General features: G+C 51.7%; 13 protein-coding genes and 1 rRNA gene. 3 read left to right on the forward strand and 11 right to left on the reverse strand.

The genetic code is table 11. From position 1 onward, the window contains the following. A 16S ribosomal RNA gene (locus NNL21_RS22425) occupies positions 1-254 on the reverse strand; the annotation flags it as partial. A 395-nt stretch (positions 255-649) separates the two neighbouring features. Here NNL21_RS22425 and NNL21_RS22430 point away from each other — a divergent pair. Both NNL21_RS22430 and NNL21_RS22435 read left to right on the forward strand, forming a co-directional pair. After that, positions 650-1279 (forward strand): hypothetical protein, encoded by a 630-nt coding sequence (locus NNL21_RS22430; protein WP_204821738.1) that lies wholly within the window; start codon positions 650-652, stop codon positions 1277-1279. 157 nt (positions 1280-1436) lie between these two features. Then, positions 1437-3062 carry a copper amine oxidase N-terminal domain-containing protein gene (locus tag NNL21_RS22435; RefSeq protein ID WP_204821737.1) on the forward strand — a complete coding sequence of 542 codons (1626 nt, stop codon included), beginning with the start codon at positions 1437-1439 and terminating at the stop codon, positions 3060-3062. An 89-nt stretch (positions 3063-3151) separates the two neighbouring features. Here the strand turns inward: NNL21_RS22435 and NNL21_RS22440 are convergent, their stop codons facing one another. The 5 genes from NNL21_RS22440 to NNL21_RS22460 all read right to left on the reverse strand — a co-directional run bounded on the left by NNL21_RS22440 (position 3152) and on the right by NNL21_RS22460 (position 8866). Continuing rightward, positions 3152-3934: an IucA/IucC family C-terminal-domain containing protein gene (locus tag NNL21_RS22440; protein ID WP_204821747.1), complete on the reverse strand. Its 783-nt coding sequence runs from the start codon at positions 3932-3934 to the stop codon at positions 3152-3154. Positions 3935-3960: 26 nt separating this feature from the next. Beyond that, a complete protein-coding gene (locus NNL21_RS22445; RefSeq protein WP_204821736.1) occupies positions 3961-5001 on the reverse strand; it encodes a FecCD family ABC transporter permease in 1041 nt (346 codons plus the stop codon). After that, a complete protein-coding gene (locus tag NNL21_RS22450) occupies positions 4998-6023 on the reverse strand; it encodes a FecCD family ABC transporter permease (protein WP_204821735.1) in 1026 nt (341 codons plus the stop codon). The genes NNL21_RS22445 and NNL21_RS22450 overlap by 4 nt, the downstream gene beginning before the upstream one ends. After that, positions 6023-7072 (reverse strand): ABC transporter substrate-binding protein, encoded by a 1050-nt coding sequence (locus NNL21_RS22455; protein ID WP_204821734.1) that lies wholly within the window; start codon positions 7070-7072, stop codon positions 6023-6025. Before NNL21_RS22455 ends, NNL21_RS22450 begins: the two co-directional genes overlap by 1 nt. 93 nt (positions 7073-7165) lie before the next feature. Further along, the gene (locus NNL21_RS22460) at positions 7166-8866 is read right to left on the reverse strand and encodes a helix-turn-helix domain-containing protein (RefSeq protein WP_256555402.1); all 1701 of its coding nucleotides are present in this window, start codon (positions 8864-8866) and stop codon (positions 7166-7168) included. 71 nt (positions 8867-8937) lie between these two features. On the opposite strand from NNL21_RS22460, the gene NNL21_RS22465 reads away from it, so the two are divergent. Then, the gene (locus tag NNL21_RS22465; RefSeq protein ID WP_204821733.1) at positions 8938-9399 is read left to right on the forward strand and encodes a DUF4362 domain-containing protein; all 462 of its coding nucleotides are present in this window, start codon (positions 8938-8940) and stop codon (positions 9397-9399) included. 77 nt (positions 9400-9476) lie between these two features. On the opposite strand, the gene NNL21_RS22470 is transcribed toward NNL21_RS22465, so the two are convergent. The 5 genes from NNL21_RS22470 to NNL21_RS22490 form a co-directional block, all read right to left on the reverse strand. Continuing rightward, positions 9477-10628, reverse strand: coding sequence for an ABC transporter permease (locus tag NNL21_RS22470; RefSeq protein WP_204821732.1), 1152 nt, complete (start codon positions 10626-10628; stop codon positions 9477-9479). Next, positions 10625-11701: an ABC transporter ATP-binding protein gene (locus tag NNL21_RS22475; RefSeq protein ID WP_204821731.1), complete on the reverse strand. Its 1077-nt coding sequence runs from the start codon at positions 11699-11701 to the stop codon at positions 10625-10627. Before NNL21_RS22475 ends, NNL21_RS22470 begins: the two co-directional genes overlap by 4 nt. Before the next feature lie 866 nt (positions 11702-12567). After that, positions 12568-18696: a glycoside hydrolase domain-containing protein gene (locus NNL21_RS22480; RefSeq protein ID WP_204821730.1), complete on the reverse strand. Its 6129-nt coding sequence runs from the start codon at positions 18694-18696 to the stop codon at positions 12568-12570. Between the two features lie 29 nt (positions 18697-18725). Beyond that, positions 18726-21020, reverse strand: coding sequence for a helix-turn-helix domain-containing protein (locus NNL21_RS22485; RefSeq protein ID WP_204821729.1), 2295 nt, complete (start codon positions 21018-21020; stop codon positions 18726-18728). A gap of 32 nt (positions 21021-21052) precedes the next feature. Then, positions 21053-22336, reverse strand: coding sequence for an alpha-L-fucosidase (locus NNL21_RS22490; protein WP_204821728.1), 1284 nt, complete (start codon positions 22334-22336; stop codon positions 21053-21055). Between the last annotated feature and the right edge of the window lie 8 nt (positions 22337-22344).

Genomic DNA, 22344 nt, shown 5'->3' on the forward strand with positions numbered 1-22344 from the left:
ATGCGCCGCAGGTCCATCTACAAGTGGCAGATTGCTCCGCCTTTCCCAATTCCCTCATGCGAGAGAATTGCGTATCCGGTATTAGCATTCGTTTCCGAATGTTATCCCAGTCTTGTAGGCAGGTTACCTACGTGTTACTCACCCGTCCGCCGCTAACTCCATTGAAAGCAAGCTTTCAATGAAATTCGCTCGACTTGCATGTATTAGGCACGCCGCCAGCGTTCGTCCTGAGCCAGGATCAAACTCTCCATAAAAGTGCGATCCGAAGACCGACTATATTGATAAGCTTGTTAGCTCATTACTTGTTAAATCTTTGCTTGACAGGTCGCTCATTGTTCAGTTTTCAAGGAACAAGTTTGTTACTGTTTCGTTCATGCTCCGTACCGTTTTCGGCCCGGAATAAGAATATACCATGCTAATCGAGGTTCTGGCAAGCCTTTTTTGAAATTCTTTTTAATTTATTTTAGAAAACACATAAACACGTCTATAGGACGTCGGGTGAAAAAGTACCGGAATGCCCGAATTTGCTGGCTTTTCTCCCTTTCTCATAGAAGGAAGGATTACTTCCACAATGCCATTCACAAATGAGAAACCTTTGACATTACTCACGTCTAATCCGTATCACGTTATATGGAAGGAGCAGCCAACAATGAAAATCACTTGTTACTGCGACGCTAACGCCTCTATGGGCTACATCTATTTGAAGCCAACGAAATACGCCACAGCTACGGCCGGTTCTGATCATGAGCTTGCAAAGTATATAGATCCGAATCAAGTTTGCATCCCTTACGTTACCGATAATAATCTTGCTGCCGATTTGGATCGGATGAAGATCCCCCCAAATACATTCAAACAGGATTGCGGGACAGCCTATGACACCGAATACGGGAACGATATGGATCCACAAGGCTACATTATAGGAATCGAATTAACGCTCAAGCATCAAAGGTTTATCGAGCTTGTGAATCAGCAAGCCTTCAAGGTGATCCAAACCCACTGGAGAGACTGGCAATATCATGTTGTCACATTCGATCATATGGAGAACGTCTTCAAACCCGGTCATCTCCTATATAAGCTAACGAATGACGAGGATGCTTTCATTATAGTCGAGCTTGCAGCACCTGAGGAACTTGGCATTACTTACAGCAATATGGATGATAAACGGCCCATCGCTATATTCAAGGCGTTGATTTCGGCAAGAGATGATATCTATCCGCTAGAATACCTATTGAAACCAAACTTCGTTCTTCATATTGATGAGACTTCACCAACGAGATAGCGGTTTGGAGTCCTTTAAGCAGCTGCTGGAACTCCTGTGGAATGAAGTAAACTTTCCCTTCCCGATTGTCGATATATGTATTGGCTTTCTTCTAGAAAAGAAGGCAGCACACAGATTTTTATAGGAATCTAATCTCAGAATAGAACGGAGTTATGTTATGAAACAACGTCTGTCAACCGCTTGCTTGATGCTCACCTTGATACTGGCTATGCTGTCTGTTCCTATGACGGTATCTGCATCTGTTCCGGCCAATAATGAGATTAAGGTGTATTTGGATGGGAAGCAGCTGAAATTCGATGTACCTCCGATCTCCGACAACGGACGGACTTTAGTACCGATGCGAGCGGTATTCGAAGCCTTGAATGCCAAAGTCACCTGGAACGATGCGACGGGAACGATTACCGGAAAATTGAATGACACCACCGTCACCGTGCAGCTGGATAATCCCATCGCACAAATCAACAATGCCAACATCACCATGGACGTTCCTGCACGCATTATTCAGGGCAGAGCGCTCGTTCCGCTTCGGTTCGTATCGGAAAGCTTCAACAATACCATTGCCTGGAACTCTTCCACGCGGTCGATCGAAATCTATTCGAGCCAAGCCTTGTCCGTGCTCTACACCACCGCAGTCGACAACAAGGACACATCCGATTATTGGTACGGCAATTGGTCCAGCCCCGCGGAGCGGTACATGTATGCGGATAATGACCGTATTCATATCCTGCACTTCAATGAAGGCAAGCTTGCCGTAAGCGACTATGACAAGACAACCTATCGTCATCTGGGCAAGACGAATATTCCGATGGAGCTGCCGCTCTTTGGCGGATTCCATGCCTCTCTGGATGGCTATTATTACGTTGTGTATGGACAGACGAATATGGAAGAGTCGAATACGAAGAGCGTGTTCGCGATCGTGAAATACGATCAAGCGTGGAAGAAGATCGGCCAAGCCGATATAAAGGATGTTCATGTGACGGTACCCTTCGATGCGAGTAACCTCAATATGGATAGCCAGGACGGGAAACTTATCGTTCATACGGCAAGGGAACGGTACCTGTCGGATGACGGGCTGCACCATCAATCGAACATTTCATTCTTGATTCAAACCTCAGATATGAGCATTCTTGCCAAGGGCGGGCAGTGGCCGGCGAATCATGTGAGTCATTCTTTTGCAGGGTATGTAGGGTTCGACGGGAGTCGAATCGTCTATGCCGATCATGGAGACGCATATCCGAGATCTATCGTGCTCCAGACGGAGGATGCCGGTGAAATCACAAGCGAGATTGATATCCTCACCTTCCCGGGACGAATCGGCGATAACTACACCGGAGCTCATTTGACGGGACTTGAAGTAACGGAATCGAACTATTTGGTCGTCGGCTCTAGTGTTTCGCTGACCCAGTCTTATGGAACAAGCAGCGCCAAGAACCTGTTCATCAGTGCCGTTCCAAAAACGGCAACCGATAGCAAAGCCGTAAAGACCGCTTGGATCACAGACTATGCGCCAAGCTCCAAGAGTATGGTAAGAGAAAGCCACATTAGCAAGATCAGCAAGGATAAGTATGCACTGCTGTGGAAGGTTGAGACCGAGGGTGTGGAAGAAGGTACGCTGTTCTATGCGATTGTTAGTGGAGATGGCAGCTTCCTGAAAGCTCCTGTTGCACTTAAGGGTGTCCCGTCGCCTGGGAATATGGCTCCTCTTGTTCAAGGCGACACACTGACATGGTATGCGCTGGAAGGCAAGCAGATGGGGATCTATACACTGGACACAGCGCAATAACAGCGCGGTTCAGCGGATTATACAAGAGGGAGCTATCCTCGAAGCGGATACATTCACTTCGCAGGATAGCTCCCTTTGTATGATTGGCCCTATTTGCTTGCAGCCACCAGCGGACAAGTCCCGCAATAGCTTCCATCGTCCGAAGCTTTATAATACAGGCAGCACGTTTTGCGAATGCGCAGCGGCTTGTCGTATCCCTCTACGCTGCATTTGGGACTATCGTATGCCGCAAGCGGATTGTTCTTCCAGCCGAATAAATCTGCCGGCGCATCGCGGACAAGATAGTCGAAATCCTCCTGCCGGCGTAGCTTCTGCTCTTCGCTGCTCTCATCGGCAATTCGCTTCTCGTATAGCGCGTAGACGAAGATGGCGGTATTCTCCCATAATATAGATAACGGGAGACGGGCAACCTTCGATATAGACGCCCAGATCGGAGCGAGATGATCCACGAAGATGCCTTTCATAATTTGATCGCGCCATTCTTGGCGCCCGGCGTCCGCGGGCTGCGTCATGCTCCAATCGTCCAGCCGCAGATTCGGCCTCCAGCTTTCGCCCACGAAATTCGATTCGACATGACAATTCCCGATGGATACGTCAAAGCTCTTCCCGTACATCGTCATGGCATAGAAGCTGGGACAAATGAGCAAGAAGGCATACCGCTTGGCGAATAGCGAAGCGGTCACCTTTCTCGAGTCGGAGTCAAGCACTGGCGCCAAGCCATCTAGAAACGCGGCGCATCGCTGTTCATCGAGCAAGTCTTGCGAAGAGATCGAATAACGCCGTTCAAGAGATTCCCCGGTTGTCATGCGCAGCTGATTCTTGAAATATTCCCATTCCTCCCGCTTCAGCAAGAGCGGTCCCTCATGGCTCATGTTCCGATTCTCCCTTTGTCCCAATCTTATTTGTTCCGGTTCGCATACAACAGATAAATGAAGAATGGAGCGCCGATAGCCGCGGAGAATACGCCCGCAGGAATATCAAGCGGAAGAAAGGCAGTACGGGCTAACATATCCGCCGAACAGACCATTAATCCCCCTATTATTCCGGCAACCAGAATCAATCCTCCGAACGAACGCCCGACGAGCTTCCTCGAGATATGAGGGGCGATTAATCCTACGAATCCGATCCCGCCCGCGAATGCGACGGCAGATCCCGCCAACGCTACGCTAATGAGAAGCAGGCAGAACCGCTGCAGTTGAACCTTCGTCCCAAGGCCTGCCGCCACCTGATCGCCCAGCTCCAGCACATTAACCGACCTGGCGAATATATACGTAAGCGGGACAAAAACCAGCACCCAAGGCAGCATGGAATAAACATTTTCCCAGTTGGCTCCGTACACGCTTCCCGTCATCCAGATATACGCCTGGCTCGCAGAGGCGGTGGAGCTAAGCACGATCAGCATCGTCGTCGTAGCTCCCGTCGCCGCAGCCACGCCAATCCCGATGAGAACGAGGCGGATCGGCGAGACGCCTTTCTTCCAAGCCAACAAATAAATAAGAAGTGAAACGGTTCCCGCCCCGATAATGGCAGCAACCGGAAGCAAGCGGATGCTCACCGCGCCGGCAAAATAGATGATAAATATAACCGCCGCTGCCGATGCGCCGCCGGTTATTCCGATAATATCAGGGGAAGCAAGCGGATTGCGGATGATTCCCTGCAGAATTAAACCCGATATGCCTAGTGCAGCACCTACTAGCAGCGATAGGAGCATGCGCGGCAGCCGGAGCGTCTCCAGAATAAAGGTATACTCGCCGCTGCCCATGCCAAGCAGGTGCTTCACCACTTCGATCGGGTTAATCATGGTGCTTCCGATCGATAAACCTGCAATGAACAGCAGAATCACAATTGCTAACAGGGCCAGCGTAACCGCGACGGTTTTCTTCTCGACCAGGAAGGAAAGCTTGCCCGATTTATTGCGTATGCCAGCATAATTGCTCATTCCCTCGCCATCCCCCTGCGTGCGATATAGATGAAGAATGGCGTTCCGACCAAGGCGGTCATGACCCCGATCGGCATTTCTTGAGGCATAATGACGAACCTGGCCGCGATATCGGCCAGCAGCAGCAGGCTTGCGCCAAGCAGCGCGCAATAAGGAACGATCCACCGGTAATCAATCCCGACCAGCGAACGCACGATATGCGGAACGACCAGGCCGATAAACCCGATCGAGCCGCCGACCGCAACCGATCCGCCGGCCAAGACGATAACGACGACGGCCATCAATGATTTGACCATGATCGTTCGTTGTCCCAAGCCCTTGGCAATATCATCGCCCGTCGTCAAGATATTCACGGAGCGTCCGAGCAGGAAGGCCAAGATTCCCGCACCCGCCATGTAAGGCAATATCGGCAGCAGCATATCCATCGTTCTACCCGAGACCGACCCGGCCAGCCAGAATAAGACGCCCTCCAGGTTCTGCTCGCTGATGACCAGCATGCCTTGTGTGAAGGAAACGAATAGTGCCGATATAGCTGCGCCCGCCAATACAATTTTTATCGGAGACAAGCCGTCCCGGCCCAGGGAGCCCAGGAAATAAACCGAGCAAGCGGCAATTCCGGCTCCCGCGAATGCGATCCACATATAATGCGTGAGAGAAGAGACCGAGAAGAAAGTCGCCGCAAATACGATGCAAAATACTGCACCCGCATTAATGCCGAATATGCTTGGGGAAGCGAGCGGGTTCTTCGTTAAGGCCTGCATGAATGCTCCCGCTATCGCCAGCCCCGCTCCAATCACTGCAGCAATGACGGCACGGGAAATTCGGGTTGTCGTAATCAGAATGTGCTCCGTTGAAGACGGGTCATAATGAACGAAAGCATTGATCGTCGTCGAAAATGGGATCGCAATCTGCCCGAGCGCGATGCTTGCAATGAAACAACCGGCGAACAAGCCTAATGCGAGAACAAGCCCTGCAATTCTCGTAGAGGTACGAGAAAAAATGTTGATCCTCGCGCTTGTCATTATTTTGCTAATCCAAAGTGATCATAGAGTTCATCCAGCATCTTGTTGGCTGCAATAATGCCGCCGCCGTTATTCCAGGTAACCTCATTCACCATATACACCTTATCGTTCTTCACGGCCTTCAGTTCCTTCCAGAGCGGATGACCCGTCCATTCCTCATACGTTTTCTGAACCGCGCCGTCTTCTTCGCCGGCATCGAATGTAAAGACGAAGAACACGTCCGCGTCCATGCTCGGGATGCTTTCCATACTCGTCAATTTAAGCACGACTGTCCCCTTCTTCTCTTCTTCCTGCTGGAATGCAGGACGGGTAAAGCCAAGCTCACTTAGAATATCGCCGGCGTATCCCGTCACATAGATGCGGGAATGGTCGGCTCTAAAGTTCAGCACGGAGATCTCGATCGGCCATTCGGCGCCTTGCTTCGTTTCAATCTTCTGCTTGAAATCGGCCACCCGGTCCGTCCAATCGGCGAGCAGCTTGGCCGCTTCCTCCTCTTTATTCATCGCCTTCCCCATCAAATCAAGCGTCTCCTTGAACTTGAAGACCGTCTCATGGGTTACGGTTGGAGCGATTTGAGAGAGCTGATCGTAGATTTTCTCATGACGCAATTTCGATGCGATGATAAGATCCGGCTTCAGCTTCGAAATCTCCTCCAGATTCGGCTGCGTCTCCAAGCCGACATGCGGAACGTCCTTCAGCTGATCCCTCAGATAGAGATACATCGGCTCTTCAACCCAGGAATCGACAACGCCGACCGGTGTTACGCCCAGCGCAACCGCCACATCGGTAGCGCCTTGATACAGGGTAACGACCCGAAGCGGAGTGCCTTTGATCTCTGTTTTGCCCATCGCATGCTCAATGACCCGAACATCTGCGCTCTGCTCGTTGCCCCCCGCCGCAGCTTCTTTATTATTCGTACCGTTAACCTTCTCTTCAGGCTTATTCTGCCCTTCTGTCCCCTCGTTCTTGTTCGTTCCGCAGCCGGCAATAATGAGCATAAACACCAGCATCATAGCTAGCGCAGCGAATACCTTTCTGGATTTATACATTTCTTTCCCTCTCCCTTTGTCTGTCCGCCCTTATAAACGAGACTGATTCTCATTCTTAATTATACGAAAGCCGTCCACAATGAACATGGACATTTACGTCCGCTGTTTGGACGAATCCGACATGAACAGCTGACGGGCTTTATCGAGAAACAGATCATGTGACAACGAGGTATAACACGTGTAATGATGCTGGCTATCATACATATTATAGACTGCCTGATTCCTGACAGCCTTCAGTGCACGCCACTGCTTATTCGCATACAGCCTTCTTACTTCGCTTTGTATCGCCTGATCCTTATGTGCGGAGCCATCATGCTTATAGCTGGTTAATAGAATCCGATCGGCATCGAACAAAGGCAGATCCGCCAGCGTGACCTCTTTGAAATGCTTGATCTCGGTTACGCCATGCGGAACCGCCAGCTTCAAATCCCCGTATAGAACCGAGCCCAGGTTGCGCTGACCGTACACGCACATCTGCCCTTCGCCGATTCCGACGATAAGGATCGTCTCGTCTCTGATTATAGGCATCACCTGCCTGCGGATCGCTTCAACCTTATACTCGTACCGCTCCAGCCAGTCGCTGGCTTCCTTGTCTCTGCCGATGATCTTGCCGACGGTCTGCAAATGAATCCGCCAATTCTGGTCGAAGGGAAGCGTGACGGTCGGAGCGATTTGATTATACATCCTCTCCTTCTGCGTCTTCCCGAAATCGCGAAAATCGCGCGTGATGATCAAATCCGGTTTGGCTGTCATCAGCTTCTCCAGGTCGGGCTTGGAGTCGCCTACGTCAACCGTGTTGCGGAGCCGGGTTGTAATCGGGTATGCGTTATTAATGATTGCCGCATACGGCTCAACGCCGAGCGCAATGAGATGGCCCGTGAGCAGATGCTTGAGCGAAGCGATCTTCTCCGAATATTTGATTGTATTCACATAAGAAGTCGGCGAGCGGCCGGTCGTCGCTTTAAACTTGCGGCTAAAATAAAACTCGTCACTAAATCCGACGCTTTGGGCGATCGAACGGAACGAATCACCTGAGAGCAGCAGCGACTGCTTCGCCTGATTGACCCGGATTTCAGCCAAATATTCCATCGGACTCTTCCCGGCCTGCTTCTTAAATGCCCGCGAATAATAATCCTCGCTAATGCCGACCATCTCGGCCAGCTGCTTCCGAGATATATTCAACCGGTAGTTCTGCTCCATATATTCCATGGTAAGGGTGAGCGCTTGATTCACATCCTGCTTATGACCATGGTTGGCGTCCTTGAATAACGCTCCCAGCAGTTCTTGGAAGAGAATATTGGCCTTCATGGCATCCCAGCCATTGCCGCTGTGCTGCTTCCTCTCCATCTCATCCAGCCGCTCAATCAGAAGGGAAAAATGCGAGACGGACAGCTCGTCCGGGCAATTCAGCGTGGCAGGGACGAAGATATTCTGCTCCGCGGCCTGCAGTGCATGAAAACGTATGTAATAATAGTCGGCCGAGTCCGCTCGACGAAGCCTTAGCTTGAAGGCGGTATCCGGCGCCAAGATGAACACCTTTTGCCGGTGCAGAGGATAGCTCGTCCCGCCAATCTGAATGTCCCCGTCAGCTTGCTTGAACAGCAGCATGCCATATAGCGTAGTCTCATGTTGAAAATCCGGGGCAGTCGAATGGATATGCTGGATATCATCCAATTTATATAGATATGAAGCGAGATGATCCGATAGAGATGGACCGTTCTTCATTGCACTCAGCCTTTCTTCATTGGAGTGATAATCGTTCTCATTATAAAGCATAATTGAGATAAAAAACATCTTTATGTGGGCTTCTTAAGGCCAGAAACAAATGGAAATGTCTGGACGTCTAAAGTTTGTAGGTGCTTACCATGAGACAAATGCTAATCCTGTTAACACTGGCCTTGCTGTTAACCGGCTGTACGACACCATCAACGTATTCAAGTCAAGAAGCCAAGAGAAATGGCGATATTGTAGTTGGTCCAGGCGGGCCGTTAAACACAGACAAAATAATCCCGTTCATTACTAATGTAGATAACGGTCAGGAGAGTCATTTGCGAATTACGAGTTATACGGACGAAGGCGACCCCATAATAAGTGATCTTCATTATGATGGTAAGAAGATTAAATACAGTTATGATACATCCAGAGATGAGTTTGGGGGGACATCAAGAGGGAAGTCGAATACCACTTGTGAAAAGATCCTTTCGAGGGACGTTGTGCGTGAAGATAAAGCGATTGGGATGCAATATGTTCTAGCGGGCTGCAAGAAGATCATCGGGCCTCACGAATCGGGAAAGAAAGAAATTCACTTGCTTTTCGTGGAAAAATGAAACATGGATAGAGCCCGCGAGTGGCTCTACCCTTGGTTGCTGAACCGCCAGCCTTGGCAGCATAGCGATAAACCTTGTTATTCCCATTTAAACGTGTAGGAGGCGATCGCGAAAGCAACGATCATCCAGCCGCCGAGAACAAGCGTCTGTGTCCATAAGGACGCGAAGCCCGCCCCCGTATTCATCACCTCGCGCATGGCCGTTGACAGATGGGCAATCGGCAGCAGATTCACGATCTTCTGGACGAATTCCGGCATGTTCTTGATCGGGAAGAAGACGCCGCCAAGGAACATCATCGGGAACGAAAGAAAGGCGGCGATCGGGTTAGCGCTTTCCGGCGTCCTCGCCAGGCTGGCAACAATAAAGCCGATCGACATGAACGCCAGCGTGCCGATGATGACGAAGAACAGAAGCGTTCCCCACGAGCCTCTCACCTGCGTGCCGAATATGAATTGGCCGATCAGCAGAACAATGACTGCCTGAACCCCGTTCAGAGCAAGCCTCGCCGTTATTTGCGCCGCAATGAACGAAGACGGTCTAAGCATTGTGCTCTGCATTCTGCGCAGAACCCCCCGCTCCCGCCAGGACGCGATCTGCCCGGCTACGCCGTTCAAATTGTTCGACATAATCATCATGGCGACAATTCCGGGAACGAGAAAATCAATGTAAGACAGCTGCTGCGACTGAACGCTCTCTTCCGCTACCGTCACAGCCGGGGTAAAATGCACGAGCTCCTTGGACACGCCGTCGGTGACGGCATTCACCGCAGCCTTGGCCATACCGGCCGTGGTCAAGTTGGAGCTGTCGTAAATCATCCGGATCTGTGCAGGCGTGCCGGCGTTCACAGCCGCCGATCCGCCATTCGTGCCGCCAGAAGACGGTTCGGACACTTGCGCGAACTTGCTGAGCGAGTCGCCATACCCTTCCGGAATGACGACGACCAGGCCAAGATCGTTGTGCTTGAGCGCATCCAGCGCAGCCGCTTCGGTATCAGACGTCTTGATGTTCAATACGCCTGTCTGACCAAACCTTGACGCCAGCTCTTGCGACGCTTCGGTGCGATCCTGGTCGATGATCGAAGCATCCAGCGACATCGGACCGTCATTATTGAAAAGAAATCCGAACATCAGCATGAAGAACACCGGGAAAAAGAGCGTGAATACCAGCATCTGCCTGTTGCGCGCAAACAGCTTCAGCTGCGATACGGTCAATTGCAAGTAAGCCTTCATTCTTCTCTGAGCCCCCTTCCGGTCATATGGATGAACACATCTTCCAGTGTCGCCGTTCGTGTCCTAAGGTCAGTAAACGTTATATTGCGCTCAGACATGAGCTGCACGAAATTCGTGAGCGTTGCCTGCAGATCGCTCGTGTAGAGAACATAGGTATCTTTGCGCAGCTCGACCTGCTGGACGCCGGGAATATGCTGCAGCAGACCCATCAACATGCCGGGAGCTTCCGAGCCATCCGCTCCGGCTGCGGGTGGAATGTGAGAATCAGATTGAATGGCTGATGAGGCGGTTTGGTATCCGTCCACTTGATCAGGCAGCCTGAACTCAATCGCATTCTCCGACTGCAGCGAACGGATTAACTCATCCGGCGTGTCGAGGGCGATGATGCTCCCTTGGTCCATCAGACAAATCCGGTCGCACAAAATATGCGCCTCGTCCATATAGTGGGTCGACAGTACGATCGTTTTGCCCCGTTCCTTCAAGCGGAGCACGATATCCCACAGCGTCCGCCGCGCCTGCGGATCGAGTCCGGTCGTCGGTTCGTCGAGAAACAGCACGATCGGATCGTTAATAAGCGCGATGGCAATCGCCAGCCGCTGCTTCTGCCCGCCGGAGAGGTGCTTGACTTGCCCCTTCCGCTTATCTTGCAAAATCATGTCGTCCAACAGCGGCTCGATCGGCACCGAACGCGGATAAAAGCTTGCGTACATCCGCAATATTTCCTCCACGGTCAACAACTCGAACAGCGATGTCGACTGCAGCTGCACGCCGATCACTTCCTTCACTTTGCGAAGCGAGGTCCGCGTATCGTGCCCCGCCACCTTGGCGCTGCCGCCGTCCGGCTTCCGCAGCCCTTCGATCATCTCCATTGTCGTTGTTTTGCCCGCGCCATTGGGGCCAAGCAGCCCGAATACTTCCCCCCGGCTCACGCCAAAGCTGACTCCGTTAACAGCGGTAAAGTTCCCGTATTTTTTGAAAAGCCCGTCTACTTCGATTACTCTATCGTCGGCATGCACGCGCAGCACCTCACTTTTACGGTTTATGGCATTCTGAATGAATGTGGACCGTTCCATGCCTGCAACGATTCCGTTATCTTGATTCAGCCTATACTGGGGAATTGCAATTATTAGTGCGTGTTTGCGGTCGAGCAAGAGCACCTATAGCGCCTGTAACGCCCTTGTCGCCCGTGGCATCTGTCCCGTGGTCGCACTACAATATTTTAGCAAGATTTGTGAAGATTCCCATACTCAACCCTACCATTAAACTCTTATCTATCACAACACCTGCATTTCTATAACATAGAATACCAGATGGAAATTTCATGATATAGTTCAAAATTCGTAAACTTATTGAGTATTCCCCCATTGATTGGGCTGCCATAAAAGGGAATTCATTGGACTGCTAAGGCGGGAAGCATTTGACGCATACCGTTTATCTTGTTTTATTGTCCCGATAGCCGTGGCTGATGGATAAGCGCCGTTCAACTTCCAGTCCGGCAATATCCGCTATACGCTTTTTTCATTGAATTAGGCCGGAACGCTACTAACCGCATCCCTTATTCCCTCCCCGAGAAAGTCAAATTGAGTGCTCCACGCCGGAACGGTAGAAAAGGGCGTTACAGATTCACATTTGGGTCGGGGCGTGGGCTGTTACGCCCTTTTTAGGCCTTACAGCTGCAAAATGCTGGGGCTAGATGCTGATTCGAATGCTGTAACGGTAGAAAAGGGCGTTACAGATTACATCTGGGCCGGGGCGTAAGCTGTTACGCCCTTTTTAGGCCTTACAGCTTCAGAATGCTGGGCCGATAGCAAGCTCAGGCGGCAGAACGGTAGATGTGCGATGATTTGTTACTCAAACAATATAAAAAGAGAGGCGCGTAAGTAAACGCCGCCTCTCTCCTCCTGCACACAGCCCAGTTTGCGCTCCTCGCTCACCGCTACTAGTGCTGCATGTTATAGATTCTGTAAATCAATACGGCTGTCTCGGCTCGTGAAGCATGCCCAACCGGATTGATCTTCCCTTCACTGCCTGTTACGATTCCGCTCTTCACAAGCGCTGCGATACTGTCTGCTGCGAATGGAGCTATACTTCCTTGATCCGCGAATCCAGCCAAGTCGGACGCGGCTCCTGCAGGAAGCTTCTTGCCTGCGATCGTCATCGCTCTGGTGATGAGCACCATCATTTCCTGCCTGGAAATCGGCGTATCCGGATTAAACTGATTGCCGCCGACACCGGTTGCGATTCCAAGTGTCTTGGCTATACCAAGCGCTTCCGCGTAATAGGCGGTCGATTTCACATCGGAGAACTGCTGCTCGGAAGCTGCCGTTAGCCCTAGCGCCTTGACAAGGAGCAGGACAAAGTCTGCCCGCCTGACGGCTTGTGATGGTGCGAATTGACGGTCGGATATGCCATTGATGACGCCTTTGGAAGCGAGAACCTCGATGGCCTTCTTCGCCCACGCATAGTTGGCCGTATCCGCGAAGGTCTTCTTCACAAAAGCGATGGCATATTGTCCAAGCTGAGTCGTCGTAAAGCTTACTTTACCTGATGCCGGATCGTACTTACCTGTCGGAACAGCGACGAATTGACCTGCTTCATCGATGTACCCGATTACGATATGCTCCGGATTCTTGAGCTCCTCCGCCGTAGGCGTATACGGGATCGATACGGTTACCGGAACGGCTGGATTGCTCCATGCTCTTGCAGAACCATCGATCCTGAGGCTCAGCTCAATGACAGGATGAACTCCGATTTGCTGCTGAAGAGTTGAGCTCAGCTTGGCGGTATCTGCGTTAGCTATTACAAGACCCGCATACTGGGCTCCTGCGGCTTCACTTTCGCGCAGCATCGTCCCCGGAATGGATACCGTCCCCAGCCCCGTTATGATTCGATATACCTCATCAGCATGGCCGGAGCTAAGCGCCATGGCAGGAAGCTGAAGGAAATAAGCTGTCGCGCCAGCAGTGGCAGGAACGACAATCTCGACTGTTTTCACACCTGTCGCCGAATCGGCTTCGGCCATCCCCATTGCCTTCGCGACCGTATCCGCCGTCACGGCTGCCGCCGCTTCGCTCGTCGAAGCATCGAGGACTGGCTTCTCTACCGTGACAACGACAGGCTCGCCTGGAGCGGCAGCAGGGGTAATTACTGCGCCGGTCGGAGGCTGAACAACGGTAACGGTGCCGCCTCCCGTATCAGGGTCCTTCTCCACTTCAATCTTAGGCTGAACTTCAGAGGTAAAGTAAACCTCCCATTCATTAAGCGCGTAAGCTTCCGAGCCCCAGAAGGATGCGGCCGTAATGGCCAGCCGAACGCCACGCTTATCTGTCTGAACCGGAAGAAGCACGTCTTTCTGCTCTTTCTCCCCCGATGATATGGTCGTGTAGGAGAAGTATTTCGGCTCCGCAAACACCGGCTCCCATGTTGAACCATCTGACGTCGTCTCGATATTATAGCGATGAATGCCCCATGCCATGCTGTATTGCGTGAAGAGCCTTAGTGTATCGAACGTCTGAGGATCATCCCAATTCAAGGTGATATAATAGGTGATCGGTTGACCGCCTTGCGTATAATACCGTCTCTGCTCAATCCCGTCCACGAAAGCCCACCGCTGAGAAGTGGCATCGTCAATATAGCCGTCGTAATCATAGCGGAGCTTCGTGATAAAGAACGTCTCTTTGTTCCCGTCTGTAATTTTGGATGGAGATCTCTCCGCAGCCTTGTGCTCACCTACGCCATAGTTAAATCCTGTTCCCGTTTGGACATAATCCGGGGTGATGGCATTGTCAGCCGAAGCTTCCGCCGTTAATGCCATATTGGCAGATAAACGAATGATGTTAAATACGTACTCTTTGGATGCGCCGTTATATTCCACGGTCATCTTGACGACGTTTTTCCCGATTTGCGGATAAACCGTAACCTTGCCGTCCTTTTTAACCTTAGTGCCGTTAACGGTGATCTTAGCGTTCGGATTGATGGCCGCAGGCTTGAGCGTCACCACTTCCTGATCATGCTTGATCTCCATATCATAGTTCATCACGTACGATGCAAAATCCCGATTCAACTCTCCGCCCGTTACGCTGACGGACGCAAGCTCGTTTTGCTTGGCAGGATCCGTGCTGCTGTATACCCGGAAGGCATCGAGAACCAAGAATCGTTTGTTCGTGCGGTCCCGATTCTGATTATTCTCATTCTCCCTGTTCACCACTTTAATCGTATGGGGGCCGTCTGTCAGATTGTAATTCGTATAGATCGGATAAAACCGGTATAGCACATCCTCATGGGCGTCCACCGTGCTTGTCAGCACACCGTCGATATAAATATCGACCAGCCCCATGCTTCTGTTCTTCTCCGCGTATACGTTGATCCCATACCCGTAGAATTCAAGCTCCGCATAATCGCCGTCAACCGTGGTCGTGCTGACGTTGTTCTCATAGGCCCTGTCGGCTTTCGTCAAATTAATGCCGTTATTGATCTGATTAGGCGACGTCACCTTCGTCCAGCCCGTTCCGACATATTCAACCCGGCTGTCGGTATCATTGATGAGCTCGCTGCCGCTAACAACCTCCACAAACGGCTTAGGCTGAGCCGGGATGCTTCCGACCGTTTGACCCGCTGCCGCCTTGACCATGTAATCATGCAGCGTCTTGATATAATTCACATCGAGCGTATATTTCGTTCCGGACTTTAAGGCTGTGCTTAAGATCTCGTTTGCGAGAGAAGGATTGCTGGTCTTCAGCTTGCTAAGAAGCTCGTATTCCTCAATGCCGTCTCTTTGGGCTTCATACCGTAAAGAGCTCTTGACCGTCTTGTGCGCAGCGTCGGGGTAGACTTCATAGGTATCGCCGACAAATTCGCCGTCCCACCAGCCATTCCACGACCAATGCAAATAGCCGGTCAGATCGTTGCGTCTGTAATCCCAGAATACCAGTCTGCTTGCCAGCGTCGGTGTGCTGGTCAATCTGTTGAGCGCAGGATCGAACCCTAGGCTGTAGGCCCACTTTTCCTTCCCATCGTCTTTATACGTCTCATACCAGGAATCGAATTTATCCTTGGCCAGATAGTATTCGTTCATCTCAGGGACATAGGTTTCTACTTGCTCAGGATAATAATAGACAAGTCCTGCATCGCCGATTGTGAATTCAGGTACGGTCTTCTTAACCAGCTTGGCCGCATAGGACCACCAAAGAAGCGACCCCGGCCTTGCCACGTTCGGCTCGTCGAAAATATGCGCATACCATTTGAATTCATCCAGCCAGCCCTTCGCTTTCAAATGCGCGGAAACCGCGGTCAGATAGTTGGTGATGAACTTGTCGGTATCCGGTAAGGTTCCGGCATCAATAGTGCCATCCTCATTGATCAAGCTCCTGTCGTACGTATTCCAATTTTCATCGGCTCCGACAACCTGAATCACTTTATCGACCAGATGGTCCAGCGAAAACCGGGTCACGCCGCTATCAATGAAAATTTGGATATAGCGGTCGAATTCCGCCCAAGCCTCATCCGGAATTACCGGCGGAGCATCGCCCATAAAGCTGTTCAAATTATAGCCGTGGTCGGATAAGAACGGCATCGGCTTCATCATATGCATATTCGACCGGTAATCGGCCAGATTCTGGGCAAAGTTCCCGATGATCGACCACCATTCTTCGCTGTATTTCTCCGCCCCGTAATACTGGTTGATGAAATCGGTCTTCTCACGGGTATGCCCGTAGATCGCCGTCCAATTGTAGACGGTAAGCGCCGATTCCGTAATATCGGGGATCGTGACGTCAGCGACCTCAACGCCGACATCGAACACCATGTCGCCCAACGATGTTTGTAACGTAACCGTACCGGTATACGCGCCGGGCGCAGCGTCCTTAGGGACGTATAGGGTGAAGAAAACCGGTTGGGTTGTATTCGTAGCTACATCGGCCGATTGCTCATTGGAGATCGGGTCCGGGAGCTGATCAACGGAAGAACCCGGATACAGATTGGCCGTTTCTTTGTTATGAATGTAATTGAATTCGCTTGGCAGCGCAACGTCCGGAATCCGGTATTCCGGAAAACCGTACTTGAAATTGGAGCTATCGATCGCGTTGTTTCCGCTAACGAGACCGCTGAACGCGACCTTATGAATGTTGAAATCAGTCGAGCTTCTAATCGCAATTTGGGCACTCTCATATTCGTGCTTCGCCATGACGAATTGATAATGATCGGTAACCGCTCCATCCGGCTTGATATCCGCTTCATAGATCGGCTGAATGGAACTAACGGTCCATACATCCGTTACATCCGAATCCGTAACATGGATCGGGATCGTCATCTCCGCGAATGCGGTAGACAGCGTGCTGCTGGTTGCCCGGACGACTGCGGTATACTCCCCTGCTGAATTCGGAGCCGTCCAGCTGATAATTCCGCTCTGTCCGTCGATCGTCATGCCATCGGGAGCTTCGGTCAGCGAATAGATGACCGGCGTCTTATTCGCATAGGCATACACCTTAAAGCTGACAGCCGTGTTCTTCTTGAAGGTCTTGTCGCCGATTGCCGTAAATTCCGGTATGTTGTAGGCCGGGTTATTATAGATTTCCAGCTCATTCAACCAGTAGCTGCGGCCAGGAGCTTGCCCCCAGTTGGTATCGGGCGCGGTAATAATAACGACACGTGCGCCCCGTACATCATTCTGCGCAGGCACCTTCACCTTGATCGTTTCCGTAAAGTCTGCGGGATTCGGGCCATTGCTGAAATTATAGATCGAATACTTCCAATCCAGCCGCTGCGGCGCGCTAAACAGCTTGGTCCAAGTCTGGTTATCTTTGGTGACCTCGATATTGTAGGTTAGAATGCTCTTCTGATTGCCGAAGTCGGCCGTGAACACGAACTCGTTAAGCGTTTGCGGCTCATTCCAGGCGAGAGAGATATAATGCGGTTTGTCGGAGGAAGGCTCGCCGCCCATGTCGGTATTAATCTTGGAGACGAAGAACGTCGTCTTATCGCCGTCAATCATTTTATCAGGGGCATTGTTGACATAGCTGGTGCCGGCCGGATACCAATACGGCTCGCCAGCTTGTTTCTTATAATAACCGGCAGGCAGGCTGTAATCCGCCGTAAGCTTACCCGGTGAATCAATCGCGCTCGCTAAGCGCGCGATGTTGGTCAGCTCGGTTACCGTTAACGAAACAGCCTGCTCGGCACTAGCGCCCGTAACATTATCGGTTGCTATGACCGTCAAGATATGATTCCCAGCATCTGCGGCTGCAGGATTGGTAATCGTCATAACGCCGCTTCCCGAGTCGATGGCCGCCCAAGCCGGCACACCGATTGTAAGCGCATACGAAATAGAGTGTCCATCAAACGCGGATGCTTTAACGGGAAAGCTTGATACCCTTCCAACCGGGACCGATTGGCCGCGAAGGCTGTCAAAGTATGGAGGGGTGTTGTGTGCCTCGTCAAAGTAAAGTTCAAATTCATTGAGCGCGTAGTCACCATTGGCTTCTTCCGTATATACGCTGTAGATCGCGATTCTTGCCCCAACTATATTTTCTTGCGTATCGAAGCTTACTTTGAGCCGCTCAACAACAGGCTTGCTATCCGGGCCGAGGAAATACTGCCAAGCCAAGGTTTGATTGGTGCCGAATACGGGCACCCAAGTCGTACCGTCAACCGTCGTTTCGATATTGTATTCCTTGATGCCTCTTGCCTTGGCATATTCCGCAGCGAATACGGCCGTGTTGAATGTCTGCGCCTGATTCCACCCTAGCGTAATGTAGCGTGGTCCGCTTGCGAAATCGGCGCCCTTCTGGGAGATAAAGTAGCTCGACGGATCGCAGTCGATGATCTTACCCGGGGCATTATTAGCGACATTGACGCCGAACGGATACCAATTGGCCCCCCACTGCGCATCCCCGTATTGAAACGTTGGGGTGGAGACAAGCTGATCATCCGCATGAACCGAGTTAGCCAGACTGGCGATATTAGCCGGCGGCGGTGCTTGCGGATCGCCAGCGGATGCATATCCGATGTTGATGCCGCTGAAGATCATGAGCATCGTACATAGATAGACCGTTATTTTTTTGTACCGTAACATGATTAACTGATCCTCCCATCATACTTTGTTTACGTATTGAGCCGGCGGTAGTTGGATGCACTCACGCCGTTAATTCGTTTGAACGCTCTGCAGAACGTGCTGTTCAAGCTGTACCCGATCGTGCTGGCGATTTCATGAATTGGCATATCGGTGCGAACGAGCAGCTCCTTGGCGCATTTCATACGCCCATTCTCGACATACTCAATAAAGTTGATGCCGACCTGCTCCTTGAACACCTGGGATAAATACGATTCCGACATGTTGAACTGATTGGCCAGCTCCGTGAGTGAAAAGTCAGGTCGTTTATAGTTGGATTCGATATAATCGATCATCTGCTCCTTGAGCCCGGATTTCTGCGTATTCTTCCGCATATGAATTCTTTTGCCAATGAGGGCGTACGTTTCCCGCAAATCCTTCATGAGCGTGTCCAGGTCCATGGCACCGGCTTCATGCGTGTCTAACCGCAGCGCGATCATGCCGTTCATGTCCTTCAGATCGGGATCCTCCGTAATCTTCACGACGGTGCCCCACATCTCATAATGAAGGAATTTGATCATGTCGGCAGACAGATTCATGCGTTCATTGGTCCGGTGTAGATCATCAAGCATGGCATCCGCTTCCTCCAGCGCGCCCATCCGGGTCAGATGAATCAACCGCAGCTCCGCGTCGGGCGGATAATAGTAGAAGGACCTCTCCTGCGGAAGCCGGTCATACCACAATATCTTGATGCCGGGCTCACCCTGCCCGCCTCCAAGCGCCTGCTTCGCTTCCTCGTAGGAACGTGAAATTTCCGCAAGCGTCGGATAGAGGCCGCCTACCGCAAATACGGGAGATATCGCGTGCTGTATATGCAGCTGCTCCTGCAGCATGCCGAGCAGCAGCTCCAATTGCTTCCTGCTTTCTTCGGCATCCTGAACTTCCAGCGGCAGAATAATGCTGATCTTGTCCTGCTCGGTGTCATGCCAGGCACAGCCCGAGAAAGCGTCCTTACTCAAAGCATCCTTCATCATAATTCTGCGAATCTCAAGCTCTTCCAGAATATTAGTCGTCAGTTCTCCCTCATAGCTCTGCAGGCGGGTGATCACAACGGCGTAATACGCACCCCTCAGCTCCGTACCTGCATGGCGCTTCAAGGTCAGCAGCTCGGTTTCCGTAGAGAAGTCGCCCTTCAGCAGCCGCTGCAGGAACGAGCTGCGGATGAGCGGGAGCTGCTCCTGCAGCGCCCGCTGCAAGAACAGCTTATCATCCTCAAGAAGTGAATAATTCCGCTCGATCATGGCATATGGCTTGAAGGTTCCGTATGAAACAGGCTCCGAGCGTTCCATGATCCGCAGAAGAAGCTTGCGAATCGGCTTGCTCCGCCGGTAGGCAAACAAGCAGTAGAGCACGAGCACAGCCACGAGCAAGACAGAGAGTCCGATAATAATTTTGCGGATCTGATTGACTTTGTGAAGCACGATCTCAGGAGATTGGGCGACGACGAAATACCAATCCTTCGATTCCAGTTTCGTATACGTCGTCAGCATGCCGTTCGTATCCGGCGAGGCTTCAATGACGCCGTGCGTTCCCGATAAGCGCTGCAGCAGCGGGCTCGGGCCTGCCCCGTCCGAGACGGAGGCGATCGTCTGGCCCTTGCCGTCCATAATGAAGGCTGTTCCTCCAGAGGAGACGTCGAAGCCTTCGAGCAGCTTAACGATCTCCCTGCTGTTAATCAGCACCAGAATTACCGCACCCGGCGAGCTGCCGCTGTCCAGCGATTGCACATAACTGACGATCGGATAGGATTTACCCCGGTATGACGCCTCCATGGCAGGAAGCACTTCGTACCTGTGATTGCTGCCGTACAGCAGCTGTTCCATGGCAGCCGGTTCCATATCCGTATAGTGGAACACTTGATCGCTGAACTCCGAGGACTTATATACATTCTGATGGCTCAGTACCATCCCGCTCTTCTTATAGAGCACGAAATAATCGAGAATGAAGTTGTTGGATGCGCTGAAATCGTATAGATGCTTGGCTGTGTACCACGTTTTGAACGTGTTGGCCCCCTCGAACGGTTTGGCCATGTAGCGATAGGAGGTAATACGCGGATCAGCCTCGATCTGCCAGACAATCGAATCAAGCTCGGCCATCCGCCTGTCCAGTATGCTCTTGGCTTGCTCAAGGAGCAGCATATTGTTGCGCACCACTTCCTCCTTCACGACCGCCACCGTCCGATCATAGACGATTACGCTGACGATGATCGGAATAACCAGCAAGACGATATAAGAAGCCGAGAATGTCGCGATGATTCGCCGTTTACGCCGTTTGTATTCCGCCGTCATATCCAATCCCCCTATTCGATCTGTTCGTTCTTCTATACGCTGCCGCCCAGCAGCTCGATTTGGATTACGGTATCGTTATCGTCGGGCAGCCTTGAATGCGACATCAGGATGTGCGCATCCTCCTTGGTATGATAATCGTTATGAGACTCGCCCGATGTCACTTCCGCACCGTCCCACAGAAGGCGGGTTCTGCCGATTCTGCCCTTCAGCCGTTTCAGCGGATAAGCGCCCATGCCTCGTTCGAACAGATGCGCATACAGCTTGCCGTCCTTTTGCGTGAATCGACCCCATTCCGGCACCGGCAGAGCGGTATCTCTGCAGCCGTAGATACTGAAGCCGTTCAGCGCCATCCACTGCCCAATTTCCGCCAATATATCCAGGACCGGCTTCGGGATCTCGCCTTTCGCATTAGGTCCCACATTCACCAGCAGGTTGCCATCCTTACTCACGCAGTCTACAAGGAGCCGGATAATATCCTTCGCCTGCTTGTAATCCGTGTCGGTCGCATGGTATCCCCAATGCTTGTTAAGCGTAATGCACGCTTCCCATTCGATCGGATGGCCGTGAATATCAGACATGACCTCCCGCGTCGGGATCGCCTGTTCCGGAGAAGCGAAGTCGCCCCCGTACACGGTCGAGATACCATTCTTGAGCAGCGTATGGTCCAGCCTGTTATTCATGAGAATGCCAGGCTGAAGCTCATACACCATCTTCGCCAGCTCCGTCGCACGCCACGCTTCGCCGATCAGGCTCTCATATGAAAAATCGAACCAGAACAGATCGATCGTACCGTAATTCGTCAGCAGCTCCCGTACTTGACCGTGCAGATAGTCTACATACAGGTCAAAGTTCTGCTCCTTATCCTTATAGGCTTCATTCGCTCGCTCCGGATGATAGAAATCACCGTAGGTCGGGTAATGCTCGTGATTCCAATCCAGCAAGGAATAGTAGAAGCCTACCCGCAGGCCTTCCGCCCGGAACGCGTCGACGAACTCGCGGACAAGATCCCGTCCGCAGGGCGTATTCGTCGACTTGAATTCGGTGAGCATGCTGTCAAACAGGCAGAAGCCGTCATGATGCTTGGTGGTCAGCACGGCGTATTTCATGCCCGCTTGCTTGGCTGCCTTCGCCCAGGCTCGCGCATCGTAACGTACCGGATCGAATTCCTCGAAGTACGTCCGATACCGTTCCCGGCTGATCGTTTCGTGATTTTGCACCCATTCTCCTTTGGCAGGAACCGCATAGATCCCCCAATGGATAAACATGCCGAACCGGTCTTCCTTAAACCACTTCATACGCTCTTCTCTGCTGCGCATCTATCTTC

The sequence above is a fragment of the Paenibacillus mendelii genome (genome assembly GCF_024498075.1).
In the GTDB taxonomy this organism is placed as follows: Bacteria; Bacillota; Bacilli; order Paenibacillales; family Paenibacillaceae; genus Paenibacillus_Z; species Paenibacillus_Z mendelii.

What these genes read in the sequence shown, in the direction of transcription:
- NNL21_RS22430 (WP_204821738.1), top strand. Translation starts at nt 650, where the DNA reads ATGAAAATCACTTGTTACTGCGACGCTAACGCCTCTATGGGCTACATC.
- NNL21_RS22445 (WP_204821736.1), bottom strand. Translation starts at nt 5,001, where the DNA reads ATGAGCAATTATGCTGGCATACGCAATAAATCGGGCAAGCTTTCCTTC.
- NNL21_RS22435 (WP_204821737.1), top strand. Translation starts at nt 1,437, where the DNA reads ATGAAACAACGTCTGTCAACCGCTTGCTTGATGCTCACCTTGATACTG.
- NNL21_RS22475 (WP_204821731.1), bottom strand. Translation starts at nt 11,701, where the DNA reads ATGGAACGGTCCACATTCATTCAGAATGCCATAAACCGTAAAAGTGAG.
- NNL21_RS22485 (WP_204821729.1), bottom strand. Translation starts at nt 21,020, where the DNA reads ATGACGGCGGAATACAAACGGCGTAAACGGCGAATCATCGCGACATTC.
- NNL21_RS22465 (WP_204821733.1), top strand. Translation starts at nt 8,938, where the DNA reads ATGAGACAAATGCTAATCCTGTTAACACTGGCCTTGCTGTTAACCGGC.
- NNL21_RS22450 (WP_204821735.1), bottom strand. Translation starts at nt 6,023, where the DNA reads ATGACAAGCGCGAGGATCAACATTTTTTCTCGTACCTCTACGAGAATT.
- NNL21_RS22455 (WP_204821734.1), bottom strand. Translation starts at nt 7,072, where the DNA reads ATGTATAAATCCAGAAAGGTATTCGCTGCGCTAGCTATGATGCTGGTG.
- NNL21_RS22460 (WP_256555402.1), bottom strand. Translation starts at nt 8,866, where the DNA reads ATGTTTTTTATCTCAATTATGCTTTATAATGAGAACGATTATCACTCC.
- NNL21_RS22440 (WP_204821747.1), bottom strand. Translation starts at nt 3,934, where the DNA reads ATGAGCCATGAGGGACCGCTCTTGCTGAAGCGGGAGGAATGGGAATAT.
- NNL21_RS22490 (WP_204821728.1), bottom strand. Translation starts at nt 22,336, where the DNA reads ATGCGCAGCAGAGAAGAGCGTATGAAGTGGTTTAAGGAAGACCGGTTC.
- NNL21_RS22470 (WP_204821732.1), bottom strand. Translation starts at nt 10,628, where the DNA reads ATGAAGGCTTACTTGCAATTGACCGTATCGCAGCTGAAGCTGTTTGCG.
- NNL21_RS22480 (WP_204821730.1), bottom strand. Translation starts at nt 18,696, where the DNA reads ATGTTACGGTACAAAAAAATAACGGTCTATCTATGTACGATGCTCATG.